Origin of the sequence: Rhizobium esperanzae, from assembly GCF_002204185.1 — a bacterium.
Taxonomy (GTDB): domain Bacteria; phylum Pseudomonadota; class Alphaproteobacteria; order Rhizobiales; family Rhizobiaceae; genus Rhizobium; species Rhizobium esperanzae.
This window is the reverse complement of sequence record NZ_MXPU01000007.1, coordinates 125,550-149,392: the sequence shown is the minus strand read 5'-3', so window position 1 is coordinate 149,392 and position 23,843 is coordinate 125,550. Positions and strand designations below refer to the sequence as shown.

Sequence of the window (23,843 nt, the reverse complement as noted above, 5' to 3'; positions counted from 1 at the left end):
CGTTAGGACTGGCCTCGCTATCGAAGCCTTGTGGGGATGTTATATGTGCGGAATTGTGGGGATCGTCGGAACTCAGCCTGTTGCCGGGCGCCTGGTCGATGCGCTGAAGCGTCTCGAATATCGCGGCTATGATTCCGCCGGCGTCGCCACCATCCATGAGGGTGTGATGGATCGCCGCCGCGCCGAAGGCAAGCTGTTCAATCTGGAAAAGCGCCTCGACGTCGAACCGCTGCCGGGTCTCGTCGGCATCGCCCATACGCGCTGGGCGACGCATGGCGTTCCGAACGAGACGAATGCCCATCCGCATTTCGTCGAAGGTGTCGCCGTCGTCCATAATGGCATCATCGAAAACTTCTCCGAGCTTCGCGACGAACTGACCGAGGAGGGCTCGGTCTTCGAAACCCAGACCGACACCGAGGTCGTCGCCCAGTTGATGGCGAAATATCTGCGCGAGGGCCTCGGTCCGCGCGCCGCCATGCTGAAGATGCTGAACCGCGTGACCGGCGCCTATGCGCTGGCCGTCATGCTCAAGGCCGATCCCGGCACGATCATGGCCGCGCGTTCCGGCCCGCCGCTTGCCGTCGGCTATGGCCGCGGCGAGATGTTCCTCGGCTCGGACGCCATCGCGCTCTCGCCCTTCACCAATGAGATCACCTATCTCGTCGACGGCGACTGCGCCGTCATCACCCGCGATAGCGTCTCGGTCCTGGATTTCGCCGGCAAGCCGGTCAAGCGCGCCCGCCAGATCTCGCAGGCGACCGCCTATGTGGTCGACAAGGGCAATCACCGCCACTTCATGGAAAAGGAAATCTACGAGCAGCCGGAGGTCATCTCCCATGCGCTCAGCCATTATGTCGATTTCGCCGAGAACACGATCGGCGCCAATGCCGCGGCGATCGACTTCAAGGCGGCGACCGGCCTGGCGATCTCGGCCTGCGGCACGGCCTATCTCGCCGGTCTCGTCGGCAAATACTGGTTCGAGCGTTATGCCCGCCTGCCTGTTGAGATCGACGTCGCCTCCGAATTCCGCTACCGCGAAATGCCGCTCTCGCCATCGCAGGCCGCGCTCTTCATCTCCCAGTCCGGCGAGACCGCCGATACGCTGGCGTCACTGCGTTATTGCCGCGACAACGGGTTGACGATCGGCGCCGTCGTCAATGTCCGCGAATCGACGATCGCCCGCGAATCCGACGCCGTCTTCCCGATCATGGCCGGCCCCGAAATCGGCGTCGCCTCGACCAAGGCCTTTACTTGCCAGCTTGCCGTGCTGGCGTCGCTGGCAATCGGTGCCGGCAAGGCGCGCGGCACGGTCAGCGCCGCGGAGGAGAGGGCGCTGGTGCGCCATTTGGCCGAGATGCCGCGCGTCATGAGCCGGGTGCTGAACCTCATCCAGCCGCAGATGGAAAGCCTGTCGCGCGAATTATCGAAGTGCAAGGACGTGCTTTATCTCGGCCGCGGCACCAGCTTCCCGCTCGCCATGGAAGGCGCCCTGAAGCTCAAGGAAATCTCCTATATCCATGCCGAAGGCTATGCTGCCGGCGAATTGAAGCACGGTCCGATCGCGCTGATCGACGAGAATATGCCGGTTATCGTCATCGCCCCCTATGACCGCTTCTTCGAAAAGACCGTCTCCAACATGCAGGAGGTCGCAGCGCGCGGCGGCCGCATCATTTTCATCACCGACGAGGCGGGTGCGGCGGCCTCCAGACTGCCGACTATGGCGACGATCATCCTGCCTGTCGTCGACGAAATCATCGCGCCGATGATCTTCTCGCTGCCAATCCAGCTGCTCGCCTATCACACCGCCGTCTTCATGGGCACCGACGTCGATCAGCCCCGCAATCTGGCGAAATCCGTGACTGTGGAGTAAGCCGGCAAGGTCGGATCTCGGCGCCGAAACATATTGTGCGGCGCCTGGAATTCTGGCAATTTTACCAAATGGACAAGGGGGAAGGGTCGGCGTTCCGGCCCGTCCAGGACTGAGATGGAGTTCATCAGGAAACGATGGCCGACAACGCCCCCAGAATGCCGGTAGCGACCCGGCTGAGGAACAATTTTCTCGCAGGCCTGATCATCTGCGCGCCGATTGCGATTACCATCTGGTTGACCTGGACCTTCATCCACTGGTCGGACAGCTGGGTCAGGCCCTATATTCCGGCGCGTTGGAACCCCGAAAGCTATCTTAATTTCGCCATTCCGGGTTTCGGCCTGCTGATTGCTGTCGTGCTGATCACCGTCGTCGGTTTCCTCGGCAAGAACCTCATCGGCCAGAGCATCGTCCGTTTCGGCGAATCGATCGTCCAGCGCATGCCGCTGGTGCGCACGATTTATCGAAGCGTGAAGCAGATCTTCGAAACCGTGCTGAAGGAACAGTCGAACTCCTTCAAGAAGGTCGGACTGATCGAATATCCGGGTCCCGGCCTTTGGGCGCTGGTTTTCGTCGCCACCGACGCCAAGGGCGAGATCGCCTCGAAGTTTAACGCCATGGGTCAGGACATGGTGGCCGTCTTCCTGCCACCGACGCCGGTGCCGACGGCCGGTTTCCTCATTTTCGTACCGCGCGAAAAGATCGTCATGCTCGACATGAGCCCGGAAGACGCCGCCAAGTACCTGATATCAGGCGGCCTCGTGGCTCCGGAGCATAAGCCGTCCGAGCCGAAGCAAAAGCATTTGCCGCGGCCGAAGCCGGTGGCCGTTTCGAAAGCCGATTAACCAGCCCTCAGGAAGCGGATCGCCTCATCGCGGCGGAAGAGATAGAGCAGGGTGCGGATCGCCTGTCCTCTTTCACTGGTCAGCTCCGGATCGCGCTCGATCAGATAGGCGGCGTCCTTGCGGGCGATTTCGAGCAGGTCGGCATGCGCCTCGAGGCTGGCGATGCGGAAGCCTGGGGTGCCGGACTGGCGGGTGCCGAGCAATTCGCCTTCTCCGCGCAGCTTCAGGTCCTCCTCGGCGATACGGAAACCATCCTCCGTCTCCCGCATTATCGACAGTCTGGCATGACCGGTCTCGCCGAGTGGCCCCTTATAGAGCAGGATGCAGGTCGAAGCCTCGTCACCGCGCCCGACGCGGCCGCGCAGCTGATGCAGCTGCGCCAGGCCGAAGCGCTCGGCATGTTCGATCACCATGATCGTCGCGTCCGGCACGTCGACGCCGACCTCGACGACGGTGGTGGCGACGAGCAGGCGGGTCTCGCCGTTCTTGAAGGCCATCATCGCCGCATCCTTCTCGGCACCGCCCATGCGGCCATGGATGAGACCGATATCGGGCCCGAGCGAGGAGACGAGTGTCGCATGCCGCTCTTCCGCCGACATCAGATCGAGCTCCTCGGATTCTTCAACCAGCGGGCAGATCCAGTAGGCCTTCTTGCCGTCGGCGATTGCGCTGCGCAGCCGCCCGACGATTTCGCCGGTCCGCTCCATCGGCACGGTGATCGTCTGGATCGGCTTGCGCCCGGCCGGTTTCTCGGTGAGCTTGGAAACGTCCATATCGCCGAAGGCGGCCAGCACCAGGGTGCGCGGGATCGGCGTCGCGGTCATCACGAGCATATGCGGCGAGATGCCTTTGGCCGTCAGCCGCAGGCGCTGGTGAACGCCGAAGCGGTGCTGCTCGTCGACGACGGCGAGCATCAGATTGGCGTAAGTGACGCTCTCCTGAAACAGCGCATGCGTGCCGATGATGATCTGCGCGGCACCGGAGGCGATGCGCTCCAGGATTTCTTCCCGCTCGCGTCCTTTGGTGCGCCCCGTCAGCACCTCGATGCCGAGGCCGGCGAAGGCGGCGAATTTCGAGATGGTCGCGTGGTGCTGCCGCGCCAGGATTTCGGTCGGCGCCATCAGCACGGCCTGGCCGCCGCTCTCGATCACCGCCGCCATTGCCATCAGCGCCACCAGCGTCTTGCCGGAGCCGACATCGCCCTGCAGGAGTCGCAGCATGCGCTCGTGACCGGCCATGTCCTTCAGAATCTCGGCGATCGCATCGTTCTGGCTTGATGTAAGGGAAAAGGGCAACGCCTTCATGATCTTGCTGCTGACCGCACCGGTCGCATGCGCCGGCCGGCCCGCCACTTTGCGAAGCCTCTGGCGCACCAGGCTCAGCGATAGCTGGCCGGCCAGGAATTCGTCATAGGCGAGCCGCCGGCGGGCAGGGGCCTGCGGGTCGATATCGGCGGGGTCGCGGGGCTCATGCAGCATATGAAAGCTATCGCGGATCGACGGCAGCCCCTGCTTCTGCGTCAGCGTCAGGTCGATCCATTCCGGCATCTCCGGAAAGCGCGGCAAGGCGGCGTCGATGATCTTGCGCAGCGTTTTTGGCGAAAGCCCGGCCGTCAGCGGATAGATCGGCTCGACGAGCGGCAGGCTCTCCGCCTCCTCCGCTTTGACGATATAGTCGGGATGCACCATCGAGGCGCGGCCGTTGAACCAGTCGATCATGCCGCTGACCGTCACCTCCGCATCGATGGGCAGCTGCTTTTCCAGCCACGCCGCCTGGCCGCGGAAGAAGACCAGCGTCAGCTCGCCGGTGTCGTCATGCAGGAAGACCCGATAGGGGACATTGCTTTTGCCGCGCGGTGGCACCTGATGCCGATCGACACGTGCGGTGATGGTGACGATCGCGCCCTGCGGCGCCTGGGCAATCCCCGGCTGGTTGCGGCGGTCGATCAGCGAGAAGGGGGCGTGAAACAAAAGGTCGATGACCCGGCAATCCTCCGGCGTCTCGCATCCGAGCAGCTTGACCAGCAGTTCGGCGATCTTCGGGCCGACGCCCGGAAGGCCCGAAACGGGAGAAAACAGCGGATCGAGAATGGCGGGGCGCATGCGGCCAAAATGCGATGAACAATGCGGCCTTGGCAAGGCTGACAAGCCGCTTTCCAGGGTCTATAGAGGCGCATCAACAGGAAGGTAATGCCATGACAGGTGTCACGCTCACGAGTGCCGGTCTCGACCCGCGCCGCCGCAGGATCCTTTTCCGCTGCTGGCATCGCGGCATCCGCGAGATGGATCTGGTCTTCGGCCAGTTCGCCGAAGCCGAGATCGCGACGCTTTCGGACGCAGAGCTCGACGAGTTCGAGATGATCATGGCCGAAGAGGATAACGACCTGGTCCGCTGGATCATGGGAACCTGGCCGGTGCCTGAGCGTTTCCAGACACCGATGTTTGCCCGCCTTGCCGCCTATACGCCCGATTTCGATAAGCCCCTCAGGACGCCGGAATGATCCCTGGTTTCGATGCGAAGAAGCTTGCGGCCATTGCCGAGCCGCTGACGATCGGCAATGTGCCTGGCGGTCTGGAACCGCTGCTGCTCGCCGAACTCGCCCGCACGGGAGAGCCGGTCGCCTATGTGATGTCGGACGGCCACCGGATGGCCGATCTCGAGCAGATGCTGGGCTTCGTCGCCCCCGACATTCCGGTTCTCACCCTGCCGGCCTGGGACTGTCTGCCCTATGACCGCGTCTCGCCGAGCGCCGATACCTCGGCCCGCCGGCTTGCGGCACTCGGCGGTCTCATAGCCCACCGCAAAAAGCCGCATGCGGCCATCGTGCTCGTCACCGCCAATGCCATGTTGCAGAAGGTCGCGCCGCAGGATGTCATTGAAAGCCTGAGCTTTTCGGCCCGTCCCGGCAACCAGCTGCGCATGGACGATCTCGCCGGACGTCTGGAGCGCAACGGCTTCGACCGTGTCGCGACCGTTCGCGAAGTCGGCGAATATGCCGTGCGGGGCGGCATCCTGGACGTCTTCGTGCCGGGGTCGGAAGAGCCGGTCCGCCTCGATTTCTTCGGCGATACGCTGGAATCGATCCGCAGCTTCGATCCGGCAAGCCAGCGCACCACGGGCCAGGTGCGCTCGCTCGATCTCAATCCGATGAGCGAGGTAACGCTGACGCCGGATACGATCAGCCGCTTCCGCAAGAACTACCTCTCGGCTTTCGGCGCGACGACGCGCGATGACGCGCTTTATCTCGCCGTCTCCGAAGGCCGCCGCTACCCCGGCATGGAGCATTGGCTGCCGCTCTTCTACGAAAAGCTCGATACCGTTTTCGATTATCTCAGCGGCTTCCGAGTCGTCACCGACCATACTGTGCGTGAGGCGGCCGAGGAGCGCTCCAAGCTCGTCCTCGACTATTTCGACGCCCGCCTGAATTCCGGCCAGCCGGCCAAGGGCCAGATGGCGCAGGGCACGCCCTACAAGCCGGTGGCACCGGGACAGCTCTACCTGGACAGCAAGCTTTTCGCCAAAACCCTCGACGCGCTCGGCGCGATCCGTGTCAGCCCTTTCAATGAAATCGAGGGCGAGGCGAGGCGGGTCGTCAATATCGAAGCCCGCCAAGGTCAGCGCTGGGCTCGCTCGAATGCCGAGGGCGGCGGCGACGCAGAGCGCGTCAATATCTTCGACGTCGTCGTCAAGCATATTGCCGACCGGCGCGCCGGCGGGGCGCAGGTGCTGGTCACCGCCTGGACCGAGGGTTCGCTGGAGCGCCTGCTGCAGGTGCTGAACGAGCATGGCCTGGAAAAGGTCAAGCCCGTCGAGGCGCTGAAAGATCTCGCCACGCTGGGCAAAGGCGAGGCGGCCGCCGCCGTGCTCAATCTCGAATCCGGCTTCGAGGCCGGTGATCTCGTCGTCATCGGCGAGCAGGATATCCTCGGCGACCGCATGGTGCGCCGCTCCAAGCGTCGCAAACGCGCCGCCGACTTCATCGCCGAGGTCGCCGGCCTCGACGAGGGCTCGATCGTCGTCCATGCCGAGCACGGCATCGGCCGCTTCATCGGCCTGAAGACGATCGAGGCGGCAGGCGCCCCGCATGCCTGCCTCGAACTGCAATATGCCGATGAGGCCAAACTCTTCCTGCCGGTCGAAAATATCGATCTGCTCTCGCGCTACGGCGGCGAGGGCACCGAGGCCCAACTCGACAAGCTCGGCGGCGGCGCCTGGCAGATGCGCAAGGCCAAGCTCAAGAAGCGGCTGCTCGATATGGCGGACGCGCTGATCCGAATCGCCGCCGAGCGCCTGACTCGCCATGCGCCTGTTCTGACGACGCCGGACGGGCTTTACGACGAGTTTGCCGCCCGCTTCCCCTATGACGAGACCGAGGACCAGGACAATGCCATCGAGGCGGTGCGCTCCGATCTCGGCGCCGGCCGGCCGATGGATCGCCTGGTCTGCGGTGACGTCGGCTTCGGCAAGACGGAAGTGGCGCTGCGCGCCGCCTTCGTCGCTGCGATGAACGGCGTCCAGGTTGCCGTCGTCGTGCCGACGACATTGCTTGCCCGCCAGCATTTCAAGACTTTTTCCGAGCGATTCCGTGGCCTGCCGGTGCGTGTCCAGCAGGCCTCCCGCCTTGTCGGCGCCAAGGATCTGGCGCTGACCAAGAAGGAAGTCGCCGAAGGCAAGACCGATATCGTCGTCGGCACCCATGCGCTGCTCGGCGCCGGCATCAAATTCGCCAATCTCGGCCTGCTCGTCATCGACGAGGAGCAGCATTTCGGCGTCAAGCACAAGGAGCGGCTGAAGGAGCTGAAGAGCGACGTGCACGTTCTGACGCTGTCGGCGACACCGATCCCGCGCACGCTGCAGCTTGCGATGACCGGGGTGCGCGAGCTGTCGCTGATCACCACGCCGCCGGTCGACCGCATGGCGGTGCGCACCTTCATCTCGCCCTTCGACAGCCTTGTCATCCGCGAGACGCTGATGCGCGAGCACTATCGCGGCGGCCAGAGCTTCTATGTCTGCCCGAGGCTTGCCGACCTCGCCGACGTGCATGCCTTCCTGCAGTCCGACGTGCCGGAGCTGAAGGTCGCCGTCGCTCATGGCCAAATGCCGGCCGGCGAACTCGAAGACATCATGAACGCCTTCTATGAAGGCCGCTATGACGTGCTGTTGTCGACCACCATTGTCGAATCCGGCCTCGACGTCCCCACGGCCAACACGCTGATCGTCCACCGCGCCGATATGTTCGGCCTTGCCCAGCTTTATCAGCTGCGCGGCCGCGTCGGCCGCTCGAAGGTGCGCGCTTTCGCGCTCTTCACTCTGCCTGTGAACAAGGTACTGACGGCAACGGCCGACCGACGGCTGAAGGTGCTGCAGTCGCTCGATACGCTTGGCGCCGGCTTCCAGCTGGCGAGCCACGACCTCGATATCCGCGGCGCCGGCAACTTGCTCGGCGAGGAGCAGTCGGGTCACATCAAGGAAGTCGGCTTCGAACTCTATCAGCAGATGCTGGAAGAGGCAGTCGCCGAGGTCAAGGGTGTCGACGAGATCCACGACACCGGCTGGTCGCCGCAGATCTCCGTCGGAACGACGGTGATGATCCCGGAAGACTACGTGCCCGACCTGCATCTGCGCATGGCACTTTACCGCCGTCTCGGCGAACTCACCGAACTCAAGGAGATCGACGGCTTCGGCGCCGAGATGATCGACCGCTTCGGGCCGATGCCGATCGAAGTCCAGCATCTGCTGAAGATCGTCTACATCAAGTCACTCTGCCGCACCGCCAATGTCGAAAAGCTCGATGCCGGCCCGAAGGGCGTCGTCGTGCAGTTCCGCAACAAGGAATTCCCCAATCCGGCAAACCTCGTCGGTTATATTGGCAAGCAGGGCACGATGGCGAAGATCCGCCCTGATCACAGCCTGTTCCTGACTCGCGACCTGCCGACACCGGAAAAACGCCTGCAGGGCGCCGCTGTTATCATGACGCAACTGGCCGAAATGGCGAAGTAACGGAGCGAGACTGATATGGCGACATATGGCGCGACAATTGCCTGGGAGCGACACTGCGAGACCTTCACCGACAACCGCTACAGCCGCGCCCACCGCTGGACCTTCGACGGCGGAATCGAGGTGAGGGCATCTTCATCCGCGCATGTCGTTCCGCTGCCTTATTCAGCCGAAGACGCAGTTGATCCGGAGGAAGCCTTCATTGCCTCGCTTTCGAGCTGTCACATGCTCTGGTTCCTCTCCCTTGCGGCCAAACAGCGCTTTTGTGTCGACAGCTACACCGATGCCGCCGAGGGCGTGATGGAGAAGAATGCCGAAGGCCGTCTCGCCATGACTGTCGTGACGCTGAAGCCATATGTCGTCTTCAGCGGTGAAAAGCAGCCCTCTCTGAGTGAGTTCGAAGCTCTGCATCATCGCGCCCACGACGAATGTTTCATCGCCAATTCGGTGAAGACCGAAGTGCGCTGCGTTCCGGTTCTGGGCTGAGTTAAAGCCGCGGCTTCAGTCGCCCGGTGGCTCCGACCAGCCAATCAGCTTTGCCCATTCATTGGCGCCGTCCATGATGATGTCGAATACCGGGTCCTTGATGTCGTAGTAGAAATCGACGTCCTCGGGGAAACGCTGGGCGAGCCGCTGTTTGATCAGCGCATAGGCATTGGCCGCCGTCGGATGGGCGCGCAGGAAGTCTCGGCAGAGAAGGGAGTAGCGCTGATTGGAACGGCCTCCTTGCCGGATATGCAGATTGGCAGGGCGTCCTTTGCTGCGATAGAAGGCCTTGCGAAGTTCGCCTTCCGCCAGTTCAAGTCCCGGAGGGCAGTGATCGATGGTGATGGGCCGGCGCTCGAAGCCTGCCTGTTCGAATGCGTCGGCATCGACCTCGGCCAGATCGTTCACCGTAAGCTGGAGATCGATGATATCCTTGGCCGGAAGGCCGGGAATGGCCGTCGAGCCGATATGATGCAGATAAGCTCCGGCGGGTGCTGCGCCCATGACGGTGCGCTTGAGCGCTGCGAAATCCTCGATCCAACTTTGTCACGGCTGTTCGATCTCGATTCGCATCGATTGACTCAGTTCAATCCCGATCGCGCCTCGGCCTTTGCCTTTGCGATGTCGCGCAACGCGTTCGCCAGCACGTCAGGCGTCTGCGCGCCGCTCACGGCATATTGTTGGTCGAAGATGAAGAACGGCACGCCGTTGACGCCCATCTCCTGTGCCGCCTTGATTTCGGCGACGATCAGATCGCTATCGGCATTGGACGCAAGCAGCGAGGCGATGACCGAACGGTCGAGGCCGGCCTTCTCGGCGATGTCGAGCAGCACCGCATGGTCGCCGACATTGCGGCCTTCCTCGAAATTCGCCTTGAACAAGGCGGTGACGACCTTGTCCTGCTTCTCGCGGCCTTCGATCATCGCCCAGTGGATCAGCCGGTGGGCGTCGAGCGTGTTCGGGCCGATCTTGATCGCTTTGAAATCGAAGGCGATGCCGACCTCCTGACCGTAATCGGTCAGCATCTTGTGCGCCTGCGCCACGCGCTCCTCGCCGCCGAGCTTCTCCGCCAGCGCCTTCTTCTGGTCGACACCTTCCTTGGGATAGTCGGGATTGAGCCGGTACGGCCGCCAGTTGATGTCGACACCGATCTCGTCCTGCACTTCCGCAATGGCGAGTTCCAGCCGCGCCTTGCCGAGATAGCACCAGGGGCAGACGACATCCGAGACGACGTCGATGGTGATGCGCTCCATGATGATGTTCCTTCTGTGTGTCTCCGGGGGAGACATAGGGCCGAAGTGTTTCGGCCGCTTCTATTGGGCGCTTGTATCCCACCAAACCGGCAGCTGGTAGCCGTAAAGCGGTACCGCGTCGGGATGGCCGATGCGCTTGCTGCGGGCAACCCACTGCTGGTCCATATGATATAGCGGCAGCACATAATGGCTGGATAGCAGCAGCCGGTCGTAGGAGCGCACCGCCGCTGTGAAATCTTCCGCAGAGCGTGCCCTCAGTAGATGGTCGATCAGCGTATCGAGATCGGGATCGTTGGCGCCGGCAAAACTATCGGTCCCCTCGCGGGTGCGCGCAGCCGAAGACCAGCGGCCGAGCTGCTCGTTTCCAGGTGACAGCGACGAAGTATAGGACTTCATGATCATGTCGTAATCGAAGCTGTTCGTGCGGATCTGATACTGCGAATCATCGACAGTGCGAATCGAAGCCGCAATACCGATTGTCTGCAGCGAACGCTGATAGGCGACAGCAAGCTTCTCCTGGTCGGCATTCTGCGTCATGATCTCGAAAGCAAGTTGGCGGCCGGAGGCGTCAAGCATCTTGCCGCCCTGGATAGTATAGCCGCCCTGTTTCAACAACCCAACCGCCTGCTTCAGCACGTTGCGGTCACGGCCGGAGCCGTCGGTGACCGGCAGCTTATAACTGCCGTCGAGAATGTCGGGTGCGATTTTGTCCTTGATCGGCCCGAGCAACGCAATTTCCTTCGCATCGGCGGGAATGCCGAAGCTTGATAGATCGGAATTCTGCCAGAAGCTCTGGGTGCGCTTGTAGGCGCCGGAATAAAGGTTCTTGTTCGCCCATTCGAAATCGAACACCAGCGACAGGCCTTCGCGCACCTTCGCGTCGGTAAAGATCGGCCGGCGCGTGTTGAACACGAAGCCGAGCATGCCGCTTGGGAGTTTCGGCGTGAACACGTCCTTGATCACGGTCCCGGAGGTGGCGGCGGGGAAATTGTAGGCATTGGCCCAATGGCCGGGATTGCCGTCGGGATAGAGGTCGACATCGCCCTTCTTGAAGGCTTCGAACAGCGTTGTGTCCTGCAGGAAATACTGGACAGTGATCTGGTCGTAATTGTCAGTCCCGACCTTCGCCGGAATGTCCTTGCCCCAGTAATTCGGATCGCGCTCATAGGTGATGCTCTCGCCGGGCTTCACCGTCTTCACCTTGTAGGGACCGGAACCGACCGGTGGCGTCAGGGACGTGCGGTCGAAGGTTTCCGGATCGACCGCGTGTTTCGGCAGCACCGGAAAAAGACCGAAAATCAGAGGCGTCTCGCGGTCTGCCTTGTCGTTGAAGGTGAAGCGTACGCTGTGCTCGTCGACCTTCTCCATCTTGGCGACGACGTTGATGCGGTTGGAGTAGGGCACGCGTCCCTTGTCGCGCATCAGTTCGAAGGTGAACATCACGTCCTCCGGCGTCACCGGCTGACCGTCGGACCACTTCGCTTTCGGATTGAGGTTGAACTGGATGAAGCTCCTGTCCTCATCCCATTCGACCGTTTCGGCAAGCAGGCCGTAAAGCGTGAAAGGCTCGTCCCGGGAGCGCTGCATCAGCGATTCGTAGACGAGGTTTCCATATTCCGGATCCCACATGCCGCGCGCCGTCGTGCGCATGCTCTTCAGGATGAACGGGTTGAGGTTGTCGAAAGTGCCGACGACGCCATAGGTGATCTTGCCGCCCTTTTTCACGTCGGGATTGACGTAGGGAAAGTGCTTATAGTCAGGCGGCAAGGCCGGCTCGCCATGCATAGCGATGCCGTGCAGCGGCTCTGCGGCGACGGTGCCGCACAGCAAGGAGAGGACGAGAGGGACGATGATCCGGAGCATTCGGCAATCCTTGATCCGCGAAAAACAAGTGCATGATTCATCGCGAGATTAGCATGGGGTCGACTGATTCCAACACGCAGGCGCGATTTCTTTGGCCTGTCGATGAAATTGACTCTTAAATTGCCAAAGAAAAGCTGGATATCTTGAACGCTGCGATGTAACAGGTGAACCCGAAGTTTCGGGGTCATGCATTTGCCTTATTTTTCCATGAGGTGGAGTGCCGAACGACCCGATGGTTGGGGCGGCACGTCGCTGCTCCGAACGGATATCAGGAGACGGAATTCGTTATGATGTTCAAGTCTGAAAAGAAAATGCGGGCAGCACTGTCCGTTCTGGCAGTGGTGTTCGGCGCTTCGGCACCGGTCTCCTCCTTCGCACAGGATGCGGCGGCGCAGGCTCCGGCCGATGCCCCGGCACAGGCCGCTGGCGCGCCGAAGCTCGGCTGGTACAAGACCTGCAGCAAGCAGGAAGACAACGACATCTGCGTCGTCCAGAACCTGATTCTCGCCAATGGCGGCCAGCTCGTCACGGCTGTCGGCCTGATTTCGGTCACCGGCAAGATCAACCGCAAGCTCCTGCAGGTCTCCGTTCCCACGGCACGCCTCATTCCTCCGGGCATCAGCATGCAGATCGACGGCGGCAAGGGCCAGAAGCTCGATTACGCCGTCTGCCTGCCGGACAAGTGCACCGCTGAAATTCCGCTGACCGACGCGATGATCGCCAGCCTCAAGAAGGGCAGCGACGTGATCTTCACTTCGATCAACTTCCGCCGCGCCCCGAACCCGATCAAGATTTCGCTCGAAGGCTTCACCGGCGCTTATGATGGCGAACCGGTTTCCGAATCCAAGCTCGCTGAAAGCCAGCGCAGCCTGCAGGAAGGCATGCAGAAGAAGGCTGAAGAAGCCCGTAAGAAGCTGGAAGACGCTCAGAAGGCTGCCAAGGCTCAGTAATCTAGCCGACAGGCTTGAACAAAAAACCCGGCTTCGTGCCGGGTTTTTGTTTCTCGCCAAGAAAAAGGCCTCGCCGGGAGATGCGAGGCCTCGTTTAATCGATCGGCGTGTCTGATCTTATTAGTGGGCGAAGCTCATCTTGGGTTTGAACTGCCCTGACGGGGCCTGATCGAAAATCTGGTAGATCTGCGGGTTGCGAAGCGGCGTGCCGCTTTCGTCATTCACCAGGTTCTGCTCGGAGACATAGGCGACATATTCGCTTTCGTCGTTTTCGGCGAGCAGATGGTAGAAGGGCTGGTCCTTGCTGGGGCGCACTTCGGCGGGAATGGAGTTCCACCATTCCTCGGTATTCGCGAATTCCGGATCGACATCGAAGATGACGCCGCGAAACGGAAAAACCTTGTGCCGGACCACTTCGCCGATACTGAACTTTGCTAGTCTTTCTTTCATGGTACGACTTCCTTTCATCACCAAATTTGGTGATTGGTGCGGTGCAAATCAAGAATTTTGCACCAGCGCGTCACATGAACGTCATATCCTCCTTCTGCCGTTCATGACCGGGGAGGTAAAAGTCCCGGCGAACCGGGACTTTCCGCGTGGCGGCCGATCAGGCCGAATAATACATGTCGTATTCGACAGGATGCGGCGTCATCTCGAAACGCATCACCTCTGCCATTTTCAGCTCGATGAAGGCATCGATCTGGTCGTCGTCGAAGACGCCGCCGGCGGTCAGGAACTTGCGGTCCTTGTCGAGGCTTTCGAGCGCTTCGCGCAACGAACCGCAGACGGTCGGGATCTTCTTCAGTTCCTTCGGCGGCAGATCGTAGAGATCCTTGTCCATGGCCTTGCCGGGATGGATCTTGTTCTTGATGCCGTCGAGGCCGGCCATCAGCATGGCGGCGAAGGCGAGGTAGGGGTTGGCGGTCGGATCCGGGAAGCGGACTTCGACGCGCTTGGCCTTCGGGTTGGAGCCGAACGGAATGCGGCAGGAAGCCGAGCGGTTGCGGGCCGAATAGGCGAGTAGCACCGGCGCTTCATAACCCGGCACGAGACGCTTGTAGGAGTTCGTCGACGGATTGGTGAAGGCATTGATTGCCTTGGCGTGCTTGATGATGCCGCCGATGTAGTAGAGGCAGGTCTCGGAGAGGCCGGCATATTCGTCGCCGGCAAACGTCGGCTTGCCGCCCTTCCAGATCGACTGGTGCACGTGCATGCCCGAACCGTTGTCGCCGAAGATCGGTTTCGGCATGAAGGTCGCGGTCTTGCCGTAGGCGTTGGCCACCTGGTGCACGACATATTTGTAGATCTGCATCTTGTCGGCGTTGCGCACCAGCGTGTCGAACTTGATGCCGAGTTCGTGCTGGGCGGCGGCGACTTCATGGTGATGCTTTTCGACGACGACGCCCATTTCCGAGAGCACCGTCAGCATTTCCGAACGCATGTCCTGAGCGCTGTCGACCGGGGGAACCGGGAAATAGCCGCCCTTGACGCGCGGGCGATGGCCGAGGTTGCCGGTTTCATAATCGGTGTCGTCGTTCGACGGCAGTTCGGTCGAATCGAGCTTGAAGCCGGTATTGTAGGGATCGGCCTTGTACTTGACGTCGTCGAAGACGAAGAATTCGGCTTCCGGGCCGACGAAGATCGTGTCGCCGATCCCGGAGGCTTTGAGATAGGCTTCGGCCTTCTTGGCGGTGCCGCGCGGATCGCGGTTATAGGCCTCGCCGGAAACCGGATCGAGAATGTCGCAGACGATGACCATGGTCGACTGGGCGAAGAATGGATCCATATGCACCGTTTCGGTATCGGGCATCAGCACCATGTCGGACTCGTTGATGGCCTTCCAGCCGCCGATCGAGGAGCCGTCGAACATCACGCCGTCGGCGAACATGTCTTCGTCGACGACGGCAACGTCCATCGTCACATGCTGCAACTTGCCCTTCGGATCGGTGAAGCGCAGATCGACGAACTTCACGTCGTTTTCCTGGATCTGCTTCAGAATTTCGCTTGCGGTCGCCATTAAAAGCCTTCCTCCAATTAGCAATGACAATAGGTGGGCGCGGTGACGGTATCGGACTTTGCGCGGTAGGCAAAGTGGTCAGATGGCATCGATGCCGGTCTCGCCGGTGCGGATGCGGATAACCTCTTCGACATTGGAGACGAAGATCTTTCCGTCGCCGATGCGGCCGGTTTGCGCCGCCTTGCGGATCGCGTCGATGACCGCCTCGGCGTTTTCATCGGCCAGCACCACCTCGACTTTCACTTTCGGCAGGAAATCGACGACGTATTCGGCACCGCGGTAGAGTTCCGTATGGCCCTTCTGACGACCGAAGCCCTTGGCTTCCGTGACTGTGATACCCTGCAGGCCGACTTCCTGAAGGGCTTCCTTCACTTCGTCCAGCTTGAAGGGCTTAATGATCGCTTCGATCTTTTTCATGAGAAAATGTCTCTCCGCTTCTCCTGTTATGGCAGGGATGTTCCCGCTCGCGGATATGATGCAGATATCGTGCCAGTTTGAAATCCGCGTTATCGAAAAAAAACGTCGATTTTGTCGAAACCGGCGCGTCTGCGGGGAATTTAATGTCGATTTGGTGACGAGAGGGGTGGAAAAACGTCGGCTATCGGAGAAAAATCGGCCGAAAACCGGAAAAGCCAGGTTTTCCTTCGATTGCAAAACCAAGTTGCGAGGCGATTAAAAGATAAGCAAATGCACAAATTTAGATCTCTGTCGCTTCTCTCCAGACGGTTGTTTTTTGTGCTTTTTTGAATTGAATAGGCTGATGAGCAAACATCTCTCCGAGCTTCTGGTGACGCCTGCCGAAATGAGCGCCATCGATGCGGCCGCAGCTGCCTCCGGAATCGATTCCTTCGGCCTGATGGAAAGGGCAGGGGCCGCCGCCGCGGCTGCCGCGCTCAGGCTTCATCCCGGGGCGCTGCGTTTCGTCGTGCTCTGCGGCCCCGGCAACAACGGGGGCGACGCCTATGTCGCGGCAAGGCATCTGCTAGAGGCCGGAGCGACCGTGGCAGTTTTTCATCTCGGCGATCCCGCAAAGCTGAAAGGCGATGCCGCCCGCGCTCGGGCTGGCTGCGCATTGCAGGGCCAAGAACTCGGCCGCTATCGGCCGGAAGCCGGCGACGTCGTCATCGACGGTCTGTTCGGAGCAGGCCTCGGGCGCGCGGTGCCGGCCGATGTGGCTGCCTTGACCAAGCGTGTCGCCGAGGCCGGTATCGCGGTGCTCGCCATCGATCTGCCCTCAGGCGTCGATGGCCGCACCGGCAAGGTGCTGGGTGCTGCCTTCCAGGCTCGCAACACCATCACCTTCATGACCCGAAAGCCCGGCCATCTCCTGATGCCGGGCAGGGAGCTTTGCGGCGAGTTGGAAGTCTTCGACATCGGCATTCCCGCCCGGATCATCCGGGCTGAGGCGGGCGGCGCCGTCGCCGAGAACACACCTGACGCCTGGAAGGGCGTGCTGCCGGCCGAGCAGCTGGAAACCCACAAATACAAGCGCGGTCATCTGGTTGTTTTTTCGGGCGAGGCCGACAAGACCGGGGCTGCCCGCATGTCGGCGGTCTCCGGCCTGAAGGCCGGCGCCGGCCTGGTAACGATCGCCGCCCCCGGCGCAGCGATGGCCGCCAATGCCGCGCATCTCACAGCCGTCATGCTGCATGCAGTCGACGACGAGGCGGATCTGGCAGAGTGGCTGTCCGACAAGCGGCTGCAGACATTCGTCCTCGGTCCCGGCTTCGGTGTCGGCGCGAGAGCCCGCGGCTTCGTCACCGCGCTTGCCGATCGCCGACTCGTGCTCGATGCCGACGGCATCTCTTCGTTCAAGGACGATCCGCAACAGCTTTTTGACCTTTTCCAGGGCGAGCAGCGTCTGGTGCTGACGCCGCACGAGGGTGAATTTTCGCGGCTCTTTCCGGATATTGGCGACGACGAAACGCTGGGGAAGGTAGACAAGGCCGTGGCGGCCGCCCGCCGCGCCAATTCCGCGATCGTCTATAAGGGCGCCGATACCGTAATCGCCTCGCCGGACGGGCGCGCGCTCATCAATACCAATGCGCCTGTCTGGCTTGCCACGGCAGGTTCCGGCGATGTGCTTGCCGGCATCATCGGCGGATTGCTCGCCCAGGGCCTGCCGACTTTTGAAGCTGCGGCCGCCGCCGTCTGGCTGCACGGAGAGGCTGGCCAGCGCTCCGGCAAGGGGCTGACGGCGGAAGAGCTTGCAGCCGAGGTGCTGCCGCTTTAGCCCCGGCTAAGTCTCAATCGCCTATTTCGCCAGCAACTGCTGCAGCGCGATCGCCCCGTGCGGCGCATTGACCTTGCCCTCGTGGATCATGAAGGCGAAGACGTCGCGCGGCTCAGCCTTCACCTGACGATCCCCGTCGATCAGCGGCAGATCGTCCGGAACTTTGCCCTCGGCCCAAGTCTCGAGCCGCTTTGCCCAAGCCTTCAGATCCTTGTCGGGATAGCAGGTCGGAATATCATCCGATCCCTTCTGCAATCGGGCATAGACGAAATCTGCCGTCACATCGGCGATCATCGGATATTCGAAATGTTCGGCACAAACCGGCGCCACGCCATATCTAGCAAGCAGAGCAACGAATTCCGGCACCTTGAAGGAATCGTGCCGCACCTCCACCACGTGACGGAGCGCCAGTCCGTCCTGCTTTGCCGGCAGCAGCTTCAGGAAGGCTTCGAAATCGTCCGGATCGAATTTCTTTGTCGGCGCGAATTGCCAGAGCAGCGGCCCGAGATGATCCCCGAGTTCGCTGATTCCAGAGGTGAGGAAGCGCTCCATCGATTCACCGGCTTCCGCGAGCACCCGCCGATTGGTGACAAACCGCGTTGCCTTCAGCGAAAAGATAAAGCCATCGGGCACATCCGCTGCCCATTTCGCAAAGACTGCAGGCTTTTGCGTGCTGTAATAGGTGCCATTGACCTCGATGACCTTCAACTGACGGCTGGCATAATGCAGCTCGTCCTTCTGTTTCAGATCGGCGGGAAAGAAATGCCCCCGCCAGGGCTCGAAGGTCCAGCCGCCGATGCCGGTGCGGATAGTGCCGGATTTCGTCATGTCGTCCTCCCAGTTCGCGGCAGTCAAGCCGCATGAATCTCTTTCATCATGTCGACGAGCGTCCATCCTGGCCGACAAGGGTTCAGCCGACGACCCGTTTTCCGGAATCCGAAGACACTATAAAGCGCGATATACCGCTTGGAGATCGTCGGGCGACGCCAACCTCATCGTCATTCCGCCGCGACTGCCTTCTTCGCCGGCCGCCGCTCCAGCAATTCCTTCAGGAACTGGCCGGTATAGGAGCGCTTTTCCCGGACGATCGCTTCCGGTGTGCCGGTCGCGACGATTTCGCCGCCGCCATCGCCACCCTCGGGGCCGAAATCGAGCACCCAGTCCGCTGTCTTGATGACTTCGAGATTGTGCTCGATCACCACGACGGAATTGCCCTGGTTGACGAGCTCGTGCAACATTTCCAAGAGCTTTGCGACGTCGTGGAAGTGCAGGCCAGTCGTCGGCTCGTCGAGAATGTAGAGCGTGCGTCCGGTCGAACGTTTCGACAGTTCCTTGGCGAGCTTGACGCGCTGCGCTTCGCCGCCCGAGAGCGTATTGGCCTGCTGACCGACCTTGATGTAGCCGAGGCCGACATCCTTCAGCGATTGCAGCTTGTCGCGCACGGCGGGAACTGCCGCAAAGAAATCGACGCCTTCCTCCACCGTCATGTCGAGCACGTCGGCGATCGACTTCTGCTTGAAGGTCACGTCGAGCGTCTCGCGGTTATAGCGCTTGCCGTGGCAGACGTCGCAGGTGACATAGACATCGGGCAGGAAGTGCATCTCGATCTTGATGACGCCGTCGCCCTGGCAGGCCTCGCAGCGTCCGCCCTTGACGTTGAAGGAGAAGCGGCCCGGCTGGTAGCCGCGCGCCTTGGCTTCCGGCAGGCCGGCGAACCAATCGCGGATCGGCGTGAAGGCGCCGGTGTAGGTCGCGGGGTTCGAGCGCGGCGTGCGGCCGATCGGCGACTGGTCGATGTCGATCACCTTGTCGATATGCTCGAAACCGTCGATCCGGTCGTGGTCGGCCGGAATTTCGCGCGCGCCCATGACGCGGCGTGCCGCCGATTTATAGAGCGTCTCGATCAGAAAGGTGGATTTGCCGCCGCCGGAAACGCCGGTCACTGCCGTGAAGACACCGAGCGGGATCGACGCGGTGACGTTCTTCAGATTGTTGCCGCGTGCGCCGATCACCTTAATTTCGCGGCCCTTCTTCGGCTTGCGGCGCACTTCGGGAACGGGAACGCCGAGTTCGCCGGAGAGATATTTGCCGGTCAGCGATTTCGGATTGTCCATTATGTCCTGCGGCGTGCCATGGGCGATAACCTCACCGCCATGGATGCCGGCGGCCGGACCGATATCCACCACGTCGTCGGCCGTCAGGATCGCATCCTCGTCATGCTCGACGACGATGACAGTGTTGCCGATATCGCGCAGATGCTTCAGCGTGTCGAGCAGCCGCGCATTGTCGCGCTGATGCAGGCCGATCGACGGCTCGTCCAGCACGTAGAGCACACCCGTCAGCCCCGAACCGATCTGCGAGGCGAGCCGAATGCGCTGGCTCTCGCCACCCGATAGCGTGCCGGAATTGCGCGAAAGGCTCAGATATTCCAGGCCGACATCGTTCAAAAAGCGCAGGCGGTCGCGGATTTCCTTGAGAACGCGGACGGCGATTTCGTTCTGCTTGGCGTTGAACGTCGCCGGCAATGCCTCGAACCAGTCGCGCGCAATGCGGATCGACATGCTGGTGACTTCGCCGATATGCAGCTTGTCAATCTTCACCGCCAGCGCTTCCGGCTTCAGGCGGAAGCCGTTGCAGGCCGGGCAGGGGGCGGCCGACATGAAGCGCTCGATATCCTCGCGCGCCCAGGCGGAATCGGTCTCCTTCCAGCGGCGTTCGAGATTGGTGATGATGCCCTCGAAATTCTTGTGCGTCGTATAGGAGCGGGCGCCGTCGGCGTAGTGGAACTCGATCTTGTCGTCAGTGCCGTTGAGAATGACGTCCTTGGCCTCGTCGGACAGGTCGTTCCAACGGGTGCCGAGCTTGAAGCCGTAATGTTTGCCGAGCGCTTCCAGCGTCTGGTTGTAATAGGGCGAGGTCGACTTGGCCCAGGGCGCGATCGCTCCGTCGCGCAAAGTCCGCTCCGGTTCCGGCACGATCAGGTCCGGGTCGATCTTTTGCTGGGCGCCGAGACCGTCGCAGGTCGGGCAGGCGCCGAAGGGATTGTTGAAGGAGAAGAGCCTGGGTTCGATTTCCGGGATGGTGAAGCCCGAGACCGGGCAGGCGAATTTCTCCGAAAACAGCACGCGCTCATGCGTTTCGTTCAGCGACTTGTTAGCCGAACCGCCGGCCGAGGTCTCTTCGGGCGGCAGCGGCTTGTCGGCGAATTCGGCGATCGCCAGCCCGTCGGCGAGCTTCAGGCAGGTTTCAAGGCTGTCGGCCAGGCGTGCCGAGACATCAGGGCGCACGACGATACGGTCGACCACGACGTCGATGTCGTGCTTGTATTTCTTGTCGAGAACAGGCGCCTCGGCGATCTCGTAGAACTGACCGTCGATCTTGACGCGCTGGAAGCCCTTCTTCATCAGCTCCGCCAGTTCCTTCTTGTATTCGCCCTTGCGGCCGCGCACGAGCGGCGCGAGAATATAGAGACGAGTACCCTCGCCGAAAGCGAGGATGCGGTCGACCATCTGGCTGACGGTCTGGCTCTCGATCGGCAGGCCTGTCGCCGGCGAATAGGGAACGCCGACGCGGGCAAAGAGCAGGCGCATGTAATCGTAGATCTCGGTGACCGTGCCGACCGTCGAGCGCGGGTTGCGCGAGGTGGTCTTCTGCTCGATCGAAATGGCAGGCGACAGCCCGTCGATCTGGTCGACATCGGGCTTCTGCATCATTTCCAGGAATTGCCGGGCATAGGCCGACAGGCTTTCGACATAGCGCCGCTGGCCCTCGGCATAGATGGTGTCGAAGGCGAGCGAGGATTTGCCGGATCCCGAAAGCCCGGTCATGACGATCAGCTTGTTGCGCGGCAGATCGAGATCGATGCTCTTCAGATTGTGCTCGCGCGCGCCGCGGATGGAGATCGTCTTCAGTTCGCTCATCGTCTCTGCTTTGGTTTTCTGGATAACAGCCCTTATTTAGTGATGCCGACGGGCGAGTCGAGGCTGAATATCCTGGATGGCTCAAGGTTTTCGATTCTGTTGACAGGATCATACGGATAAACTAGAACAAATAAAGAACAAAATTCCTGATGAATGCATGCGGCATTCTGATGGATAAATTGTGGATTAAACGCCGTTCACGCGCATCTGCGGTCTCTATGGTTTAAGGTGCGCTGATCGATTAACGCCGCCGGGCAGGGCGGCAGGCAGGGTGAGAAGCATGGCTGGTAGCGTGAACAAGGTAATTCTGGTTGGAAACGTGGGTGCAGACCCTGAAATCCGCCGCACTCAGGATGGCCGGCCGATTGCCAACCTTCGCATCGCGACCTCGGAAACCTGGCGCGACCGCAATTCCGGCGAACGCCGCGAAAAGACCGAATGGCACACGGTCGTCGTCTTCAACGAAGGCCTCTGCAAGGTCGTCGAGCAATATGTGAAGAAGGGCGCCAAGCTCTATATCGAAGGCCAGCTGCAGACCCGCAAGTGGCAGGACCAGCAGGGCCAGGACCGCTACTCGACGGAAGTGGTGCTGCAGGGCTTCAGCTCGACGCTGACCATGCTCGACGGTCGGGGCGATGGCGGCGGCGCGAGCTCCGGCTTCGGCGGCGGCCGCGGCGGCAGCAGCAATAATGATTACGGCGATGACTACGGCGCCCCGGCTCCTTCATCATCGCCGAGCCGGGGCGGCGGCGGCGGCAACTTCTCGCGCGATCTCGACGACGACATCCCGTTCTAAAGAGAATTGTGCGAACCCCGGCGGATCAGCATTGGAAGAACGGGTTGAAATTGTCCGACTTCCTTGCTCGGGCTCGGTCGGCGAGACGCCAAGTGGTCTTTGGCGAGATTCATTGGTTCCAGATGCTCCGCGAATAAAAGCGGGTGATCGGCCAGAACTGGTGTCGGGGATGAACGGAACCGCCTTATGCAGGTGGAGATTTCAGGCTTTCGGGGGATTTGCTGATGGGATCGTTTTCTATTTGGCATTGGCTGATTGTTTTTCTATTTTTCGGAGTTCCAATTTACTTTGCTGTTAGATCAGCCAGGAGAACAACAGACCCAGTCAGCGGCCCGTCGGGTTTCGGTGGGTGGCTTCTGCTTTTAGCAATAGCAGAGGTCGTAGGACTACTTAAAACACTGGGAGCTGCTGCGAAGTCGATAGAAAATTACGCTGAATATGATGGTGGCGGAGGAGGCCAATTGGTGTTTATTGGCGAGGCCGCCTTGAACTTTGCGCTTATGGCGCTTCAAGTAGTGGTAGTCTGGTTTATGTTTAAAAAGGACAGAATATTTCCGAAGTTGTTCTTCTATCAGTGGATAGCTATCCCAGTCGCCCTCGTACTCGATATTGCCTTCGTTTCCACCGTCCTAGGAATCGGTGTTAATCAACTTCTGACAGCCGAGATTGTTGCCCCGAGCGTATTTGCGATTATCGTCACCGGCCTGTGGGTGTGGTACCTGTCCAAATCGGTAAGGGTTCGGAACACATTTATCCAGCAAGTCCGCACTCGGAGCGAGATATTTTCGTAGAAAGCGACGATTTGATCCTCCCATTCAGTCTATACGCCGTGTTCTGATTTTCCGTTCTGACCGGTGGACTTGCGTGGTAGTACTTCGGAGCAGGATGTTCGAAGACGGCGTCAATGCTCTCGTTGATTTTCCGATCAATGCGGCGTCGCGCTGATGAGATTGAGCGCCGCTTTCGCGCCGTCGACGACGAACTGCACCGCAAGGGCTGCGAGGATGACGCCGAGGAGGCGGGTCAGGATTGCCCGGCCGGTGACGCCCAGAAAACGGTCGAGCCTTTCGGCGATCAGCAGCATGAGGAAGGTCAGCAGCAGAATGGCGGCGATGACGCCGATCAGCTGGGCCTTTTCGACCGAGGTCGCAAGCGTGCCGGAAAGCAGGATGGTTGCCGAGATCGCACCGGGGCCGGCAATCAGCGGCAGGGCGAGGGGAAAGACGGCGATATTCTCGATATGATCCTTGGTGATCGCCACCTCGGTCGCCTTCTCCTTGCGGTCCTGCCGCTTCTCGAACACCATCTCGAAGGCGATCCAGAAGAGCAAGAGCCCGCCGGCGAGGCGGAAGGCGCCGATCGAGATGCCGAGCACGCCGAGCACACCTGCGCCGAACAGGGCGAAGACGGCAAGGATGATGAAGGCGATGGTCGAGCCGCGCAACGCCACCTGCCGGCGCTCGGCCCGGCTCATGCCGATCGTCAGCCCCAGGAAGAGCGGTGCGAGCCCCGGTGGGTCGATGGTGACGATGAGCGTGGTGAAGGCGTTGATCAACTGGTCGGCGCTTGCCATCGTCTCTCCGGAACATCATATGAATGCGTGGTCTCATGATTGT

19 protein-coding genes and 1 pseudogene are annotated in these 23,843 nt (G+C 61.1%); 9 read left to right on the top strand and 11 right to left on the bottom strand.

Annotated features, from left to right (window positions below; genetic code table 11):
• Positions 1-43: 43 nt before the first annotated feature.
• Both glmS and B5E41_RS12620 read left to right on the top strand, forming a co-directional pair.
• Entirely contained in the window at positions 44-1,870 is a 1,827-nt protein-coding gene (gene glmS, locus B5E41_RS12625; RefSeq protein WP_088394032.1) for a glutamine--fructose-6-phosphate transaminase (isomerizing), read from the top strand.
• A gap of 134 nt (positions 1,871-2,004) precedes the next feature.
• The gene (locus B5E41_RS12620; protein WP_088394030.1) at positions 2,005-2,712 is read left to right on the top strand and encodes a DUF502 domain-containing protein; all 708 of its coding nucleotides are present in this window, start codon (positions 2,005-2,007) and stop codon (positions 2,710-2,712) included.
• On the opposite strand, the gene recG is transcribed toward B5E41_RS12620, so the two are convergent.
• Positions 2,709-4,814, bottom strand: coding sequence for an ATP-dependent DNA helicase RecG (recG, locus tag B5E41_RS12615; RefSeq protein ID WP_088394337.1), 2,106 nt, complete (start codon positions 4,812-4,814; stop codon positions 2,709-2,711). The two genes, B5E41_RS12620 and recG, sit on opposite strands and share 4 nt — an antisense overlap.
• Before the next feature lie 92 nt (positions 4,815-4,906).
• Between recG and B5E41_RS12610 the strand changes: the two genes are divergently transcribed.
• The 3 genes from B5E41_RS12610 to B5E41_RS12600 are packed head-to-tail and all read left to right on the top strand — an operon-like array spanning position 4,907 to position 9,195.
• Positions 4,907-5,212: an FAD assembly factor SdhE gene (locus B5E41_RS12610; RefSeq protein WP_088394028.1), complete on the top strand. Its 306-nt coding sequence runs from the start codon at positions 4,907-4,909 to the stop codon at positions 5,210-5,212.
• Positions 5,209-8,712, top strand: coding sequence for a transcription-repair coupling factor (gene mfd / locus B5E41_RS12605; RefSeq protein ID WP_088394026.1), 3,504 nt, complete (start codon positions 5,209-5,211; stop codon positions 8,710-8,712). The genes B5E41_RS12610 and mfd overlap by 4 nt, the downstream gene beginning before the upstream one ends.
• Positions 8,713-8,727: 15 nt before the next feature.
• Complete coding sequence (locus B5E41_RS12600) at positions 8,728-9,195, top strand: OsmC family protein (RefSeq protein ID WP_088394024.1); 468 nt, start codon at positions 8,728-8,730, stop codon at positions 9,193-9,195.
• Positions 9,196-9,210: 15 nt separating this feature from the next.
• Here the strand turns inward: B5E41_RS12600 and B5E41_RS12595 are convergent, their stop codons facing one another.
• The 3 genes from B5E41_RS12595 to B5E41_RS12585 all read right to left on the bottom strand — a co-directional run bounded on the left by B5E41_RS12595 (position 9,211) and on the right by B5E41_RS12585 (position 12,311).
• On the bottom strand, positions 9,211-9,699 hold the full coding sequence (locus B5E41_RS12595) for a GrpB family protein (RefSeq protein WP_245303084.1): 489 nt from the start codon (positions 9,697-9,699) through the stop codon (positions 9,211-9,213).
• Positions 9,700-9,776: 77 nt separating this feature from the next.
• Positions 9,777-10,448, bottom strand: coding sequence for a DsbA family oxidoreductase (locus B5E41_RS12590; protein WP_088394022.1), 672 nt, complete (start codon positions 10,446-10,448; stop codon positions 9,777-9,779).
• Positions 10,449-10,508: 60 nt separating this feature from the next.
• Positions 10,509-12,311, bottom strand: coding sequence for an extracellular solute-binding protein (locus B5E41_RS12585; protein WP_088394020.1), 1,803 nt, complete (start codon positions 12,309-12,311; stop codon positions 10,509-10,511).
• 287 nt (positions 12,312-12,598) lie between these two features.
• Between B5E41_RS12585 and B5E41_RS12580 the strand changes: the two genes are divergently transcribed.
• Entirely contained in the window at positions 12,599-13,261 is a 663-nt protein-coding gene (locus B5E41_RS12580) for an invasion associated locus B family protein (protein ID WP_064802569.1), read from the top strand.
• 120 nt (positions 13,262-13,381) lie between these two features.
• Here B5E41_RS12580 and hspQ read toward each other — a convergent pair whose 3' ends face one another.
• From hspQ to B5E41_RS12565, 3 genes are all read right to left on the bottom strand, one after another.
• The gene (gene hspQ, locus B5E41_RS12575; RefSeq protein ID WP_064802571.1) at positions 13,382-13,711 is read right to left on the bottom strand and encodes a heat shock protein HspQ; all 330 of its coding nucleotides are present in this window, start codon (positions 13,709-13,711) and stop codon (positions 13,382-13,384) included.
• Between the two features lie 157 nt (positions 13,712-13,868).
• Positions 13,869-15,278: a type I glutamate--ammonia ligase gene (glnA, locus tag B5E41_RS12570; RefSeq protein ID WP_011425369.1), complete on the bottom strand. Its 1,410-nt coding sequence runs from the start codon at positions 15,276-15,278 to the stop codon at positions 13,869-13,871.
• Positions 15,279-15,356: 78 nt separating this feature from the next.
• Positions 15,357-15,695 carry a P-II family nitrogen regulator gene (locus B5E41_RS12565; RefSeq protein WP_003539626.1) on the bottom strand — a complete coding sequence of 113 codons (339 nt, stop codon included), beginning with the start codon at positions 15,693-15,695 and terminating at the stop codon, positions 15,357-15,359.
• Positions 15,696-16,038: 343 nt separating this feature from the next.
• Between B5E41_RS12565 and B5E41_RS12560 the strand changes: the two genes are divergently transcribed.
• Positions 16,039-17,511 carry an NAD(P)H-hydrate dehydratase gene (locus B5E41_RS12560; protein WP_088394018.1) on the top strand — a complete coding sequence of 491 codons (1,473 nt, stop codon included), beginning with the start codon at positions 16,039-16,041 and terminating at the stop codon, positions 17,509-17,511.
• 21 nt (positions 17,512-17,532) lie between these two features.
• On the opposite strand, the gene B5E41_RS12555 is transcribed toward B5E41_RS12560, so the two are convergent.
• The 3 genes and pseudogenes from B5E41_RS12555 to uvrA all read right to left on the bottom strand — a co-directional run bounded on the left by B5E41_RS12555 (position 17,533) and on the right by uvrA (position 21,431).
• A complete protein-coding gene (locus tag B5E41_RS12555) occupies positions 17,533-18,339 on the bottom strand; it encodes a DUF72 domain-containing protein (protein WP_088394016.1) in 807 nt (268 codons plus the stop codon).
• 23 nt (positions 18,340-18,362) lie between these two features.
• Positions 18,363-18,479: pseudogene (locus tag B5E41_RS32190) on the bottom strand (GNAT family N-acetyltransferase); the annotation flags it as partial.
• Positions 18,480-18,509: 30 nt separating this feature from the next.
• The gene (gene uvrA / locus B5E41_RS12545; RefSeq protein WP_088394014.1) at positions 18,510-21,431 is read right to left on the bottom strand and encodes an excinuclease ABC subunit UvrA; all 2,922 of its coding nucleotides are present in this window, start codon (positions 21,429-21,431) and stop codon (positions 18,510-18,512) included.
• 280 nt (positions 21,432-21,711) lie between these two features.
• Here uvrA and B5E41_RS12540 point away from each other — a divergent pair, with 280 nt between their 5' ends.
• Positions 21,712-22,227 carry a single-stranded DNA-binding protein gene (locus B5E41_RS12540; RefSeq protein ID WP_004671899.1) on the top strand — a complete coding sequence of 172 codons (516 nt, stop codon included), beginning with the start codon at positions 21,712-21,714 and terminating at the stop codon, positions 22,225-22,227.
• 224 nt (positions 22,228-22,451) lie between these two features.
• Entirely contained in the window at positions 22,452-23,018 is a 567-nt protein-coding gene (locus B5E41_RS12535) for a DUF2569 family protein (protein ID WP_088394012.1), read from the top strand.
• Positions 23,019-23,152: 134 nt separating this feature from the next.
• Here B5E41_RS12535 and B5E41_RS12530 read toward each other — a convergent pair whose 3' ends face one another.
• Positions 23,153-23,800, bottom strand: a complete 648-nt coding sequence (locus B5E41_RS12530; RefSeq protein ID WP_088394010.1) for a MarC family protein — start codon at positions 23,798-23,800, stop codon at positions 23,153-23,155.
• Positions 23,801-23,843: the final 43 nt, after the last annotated feature.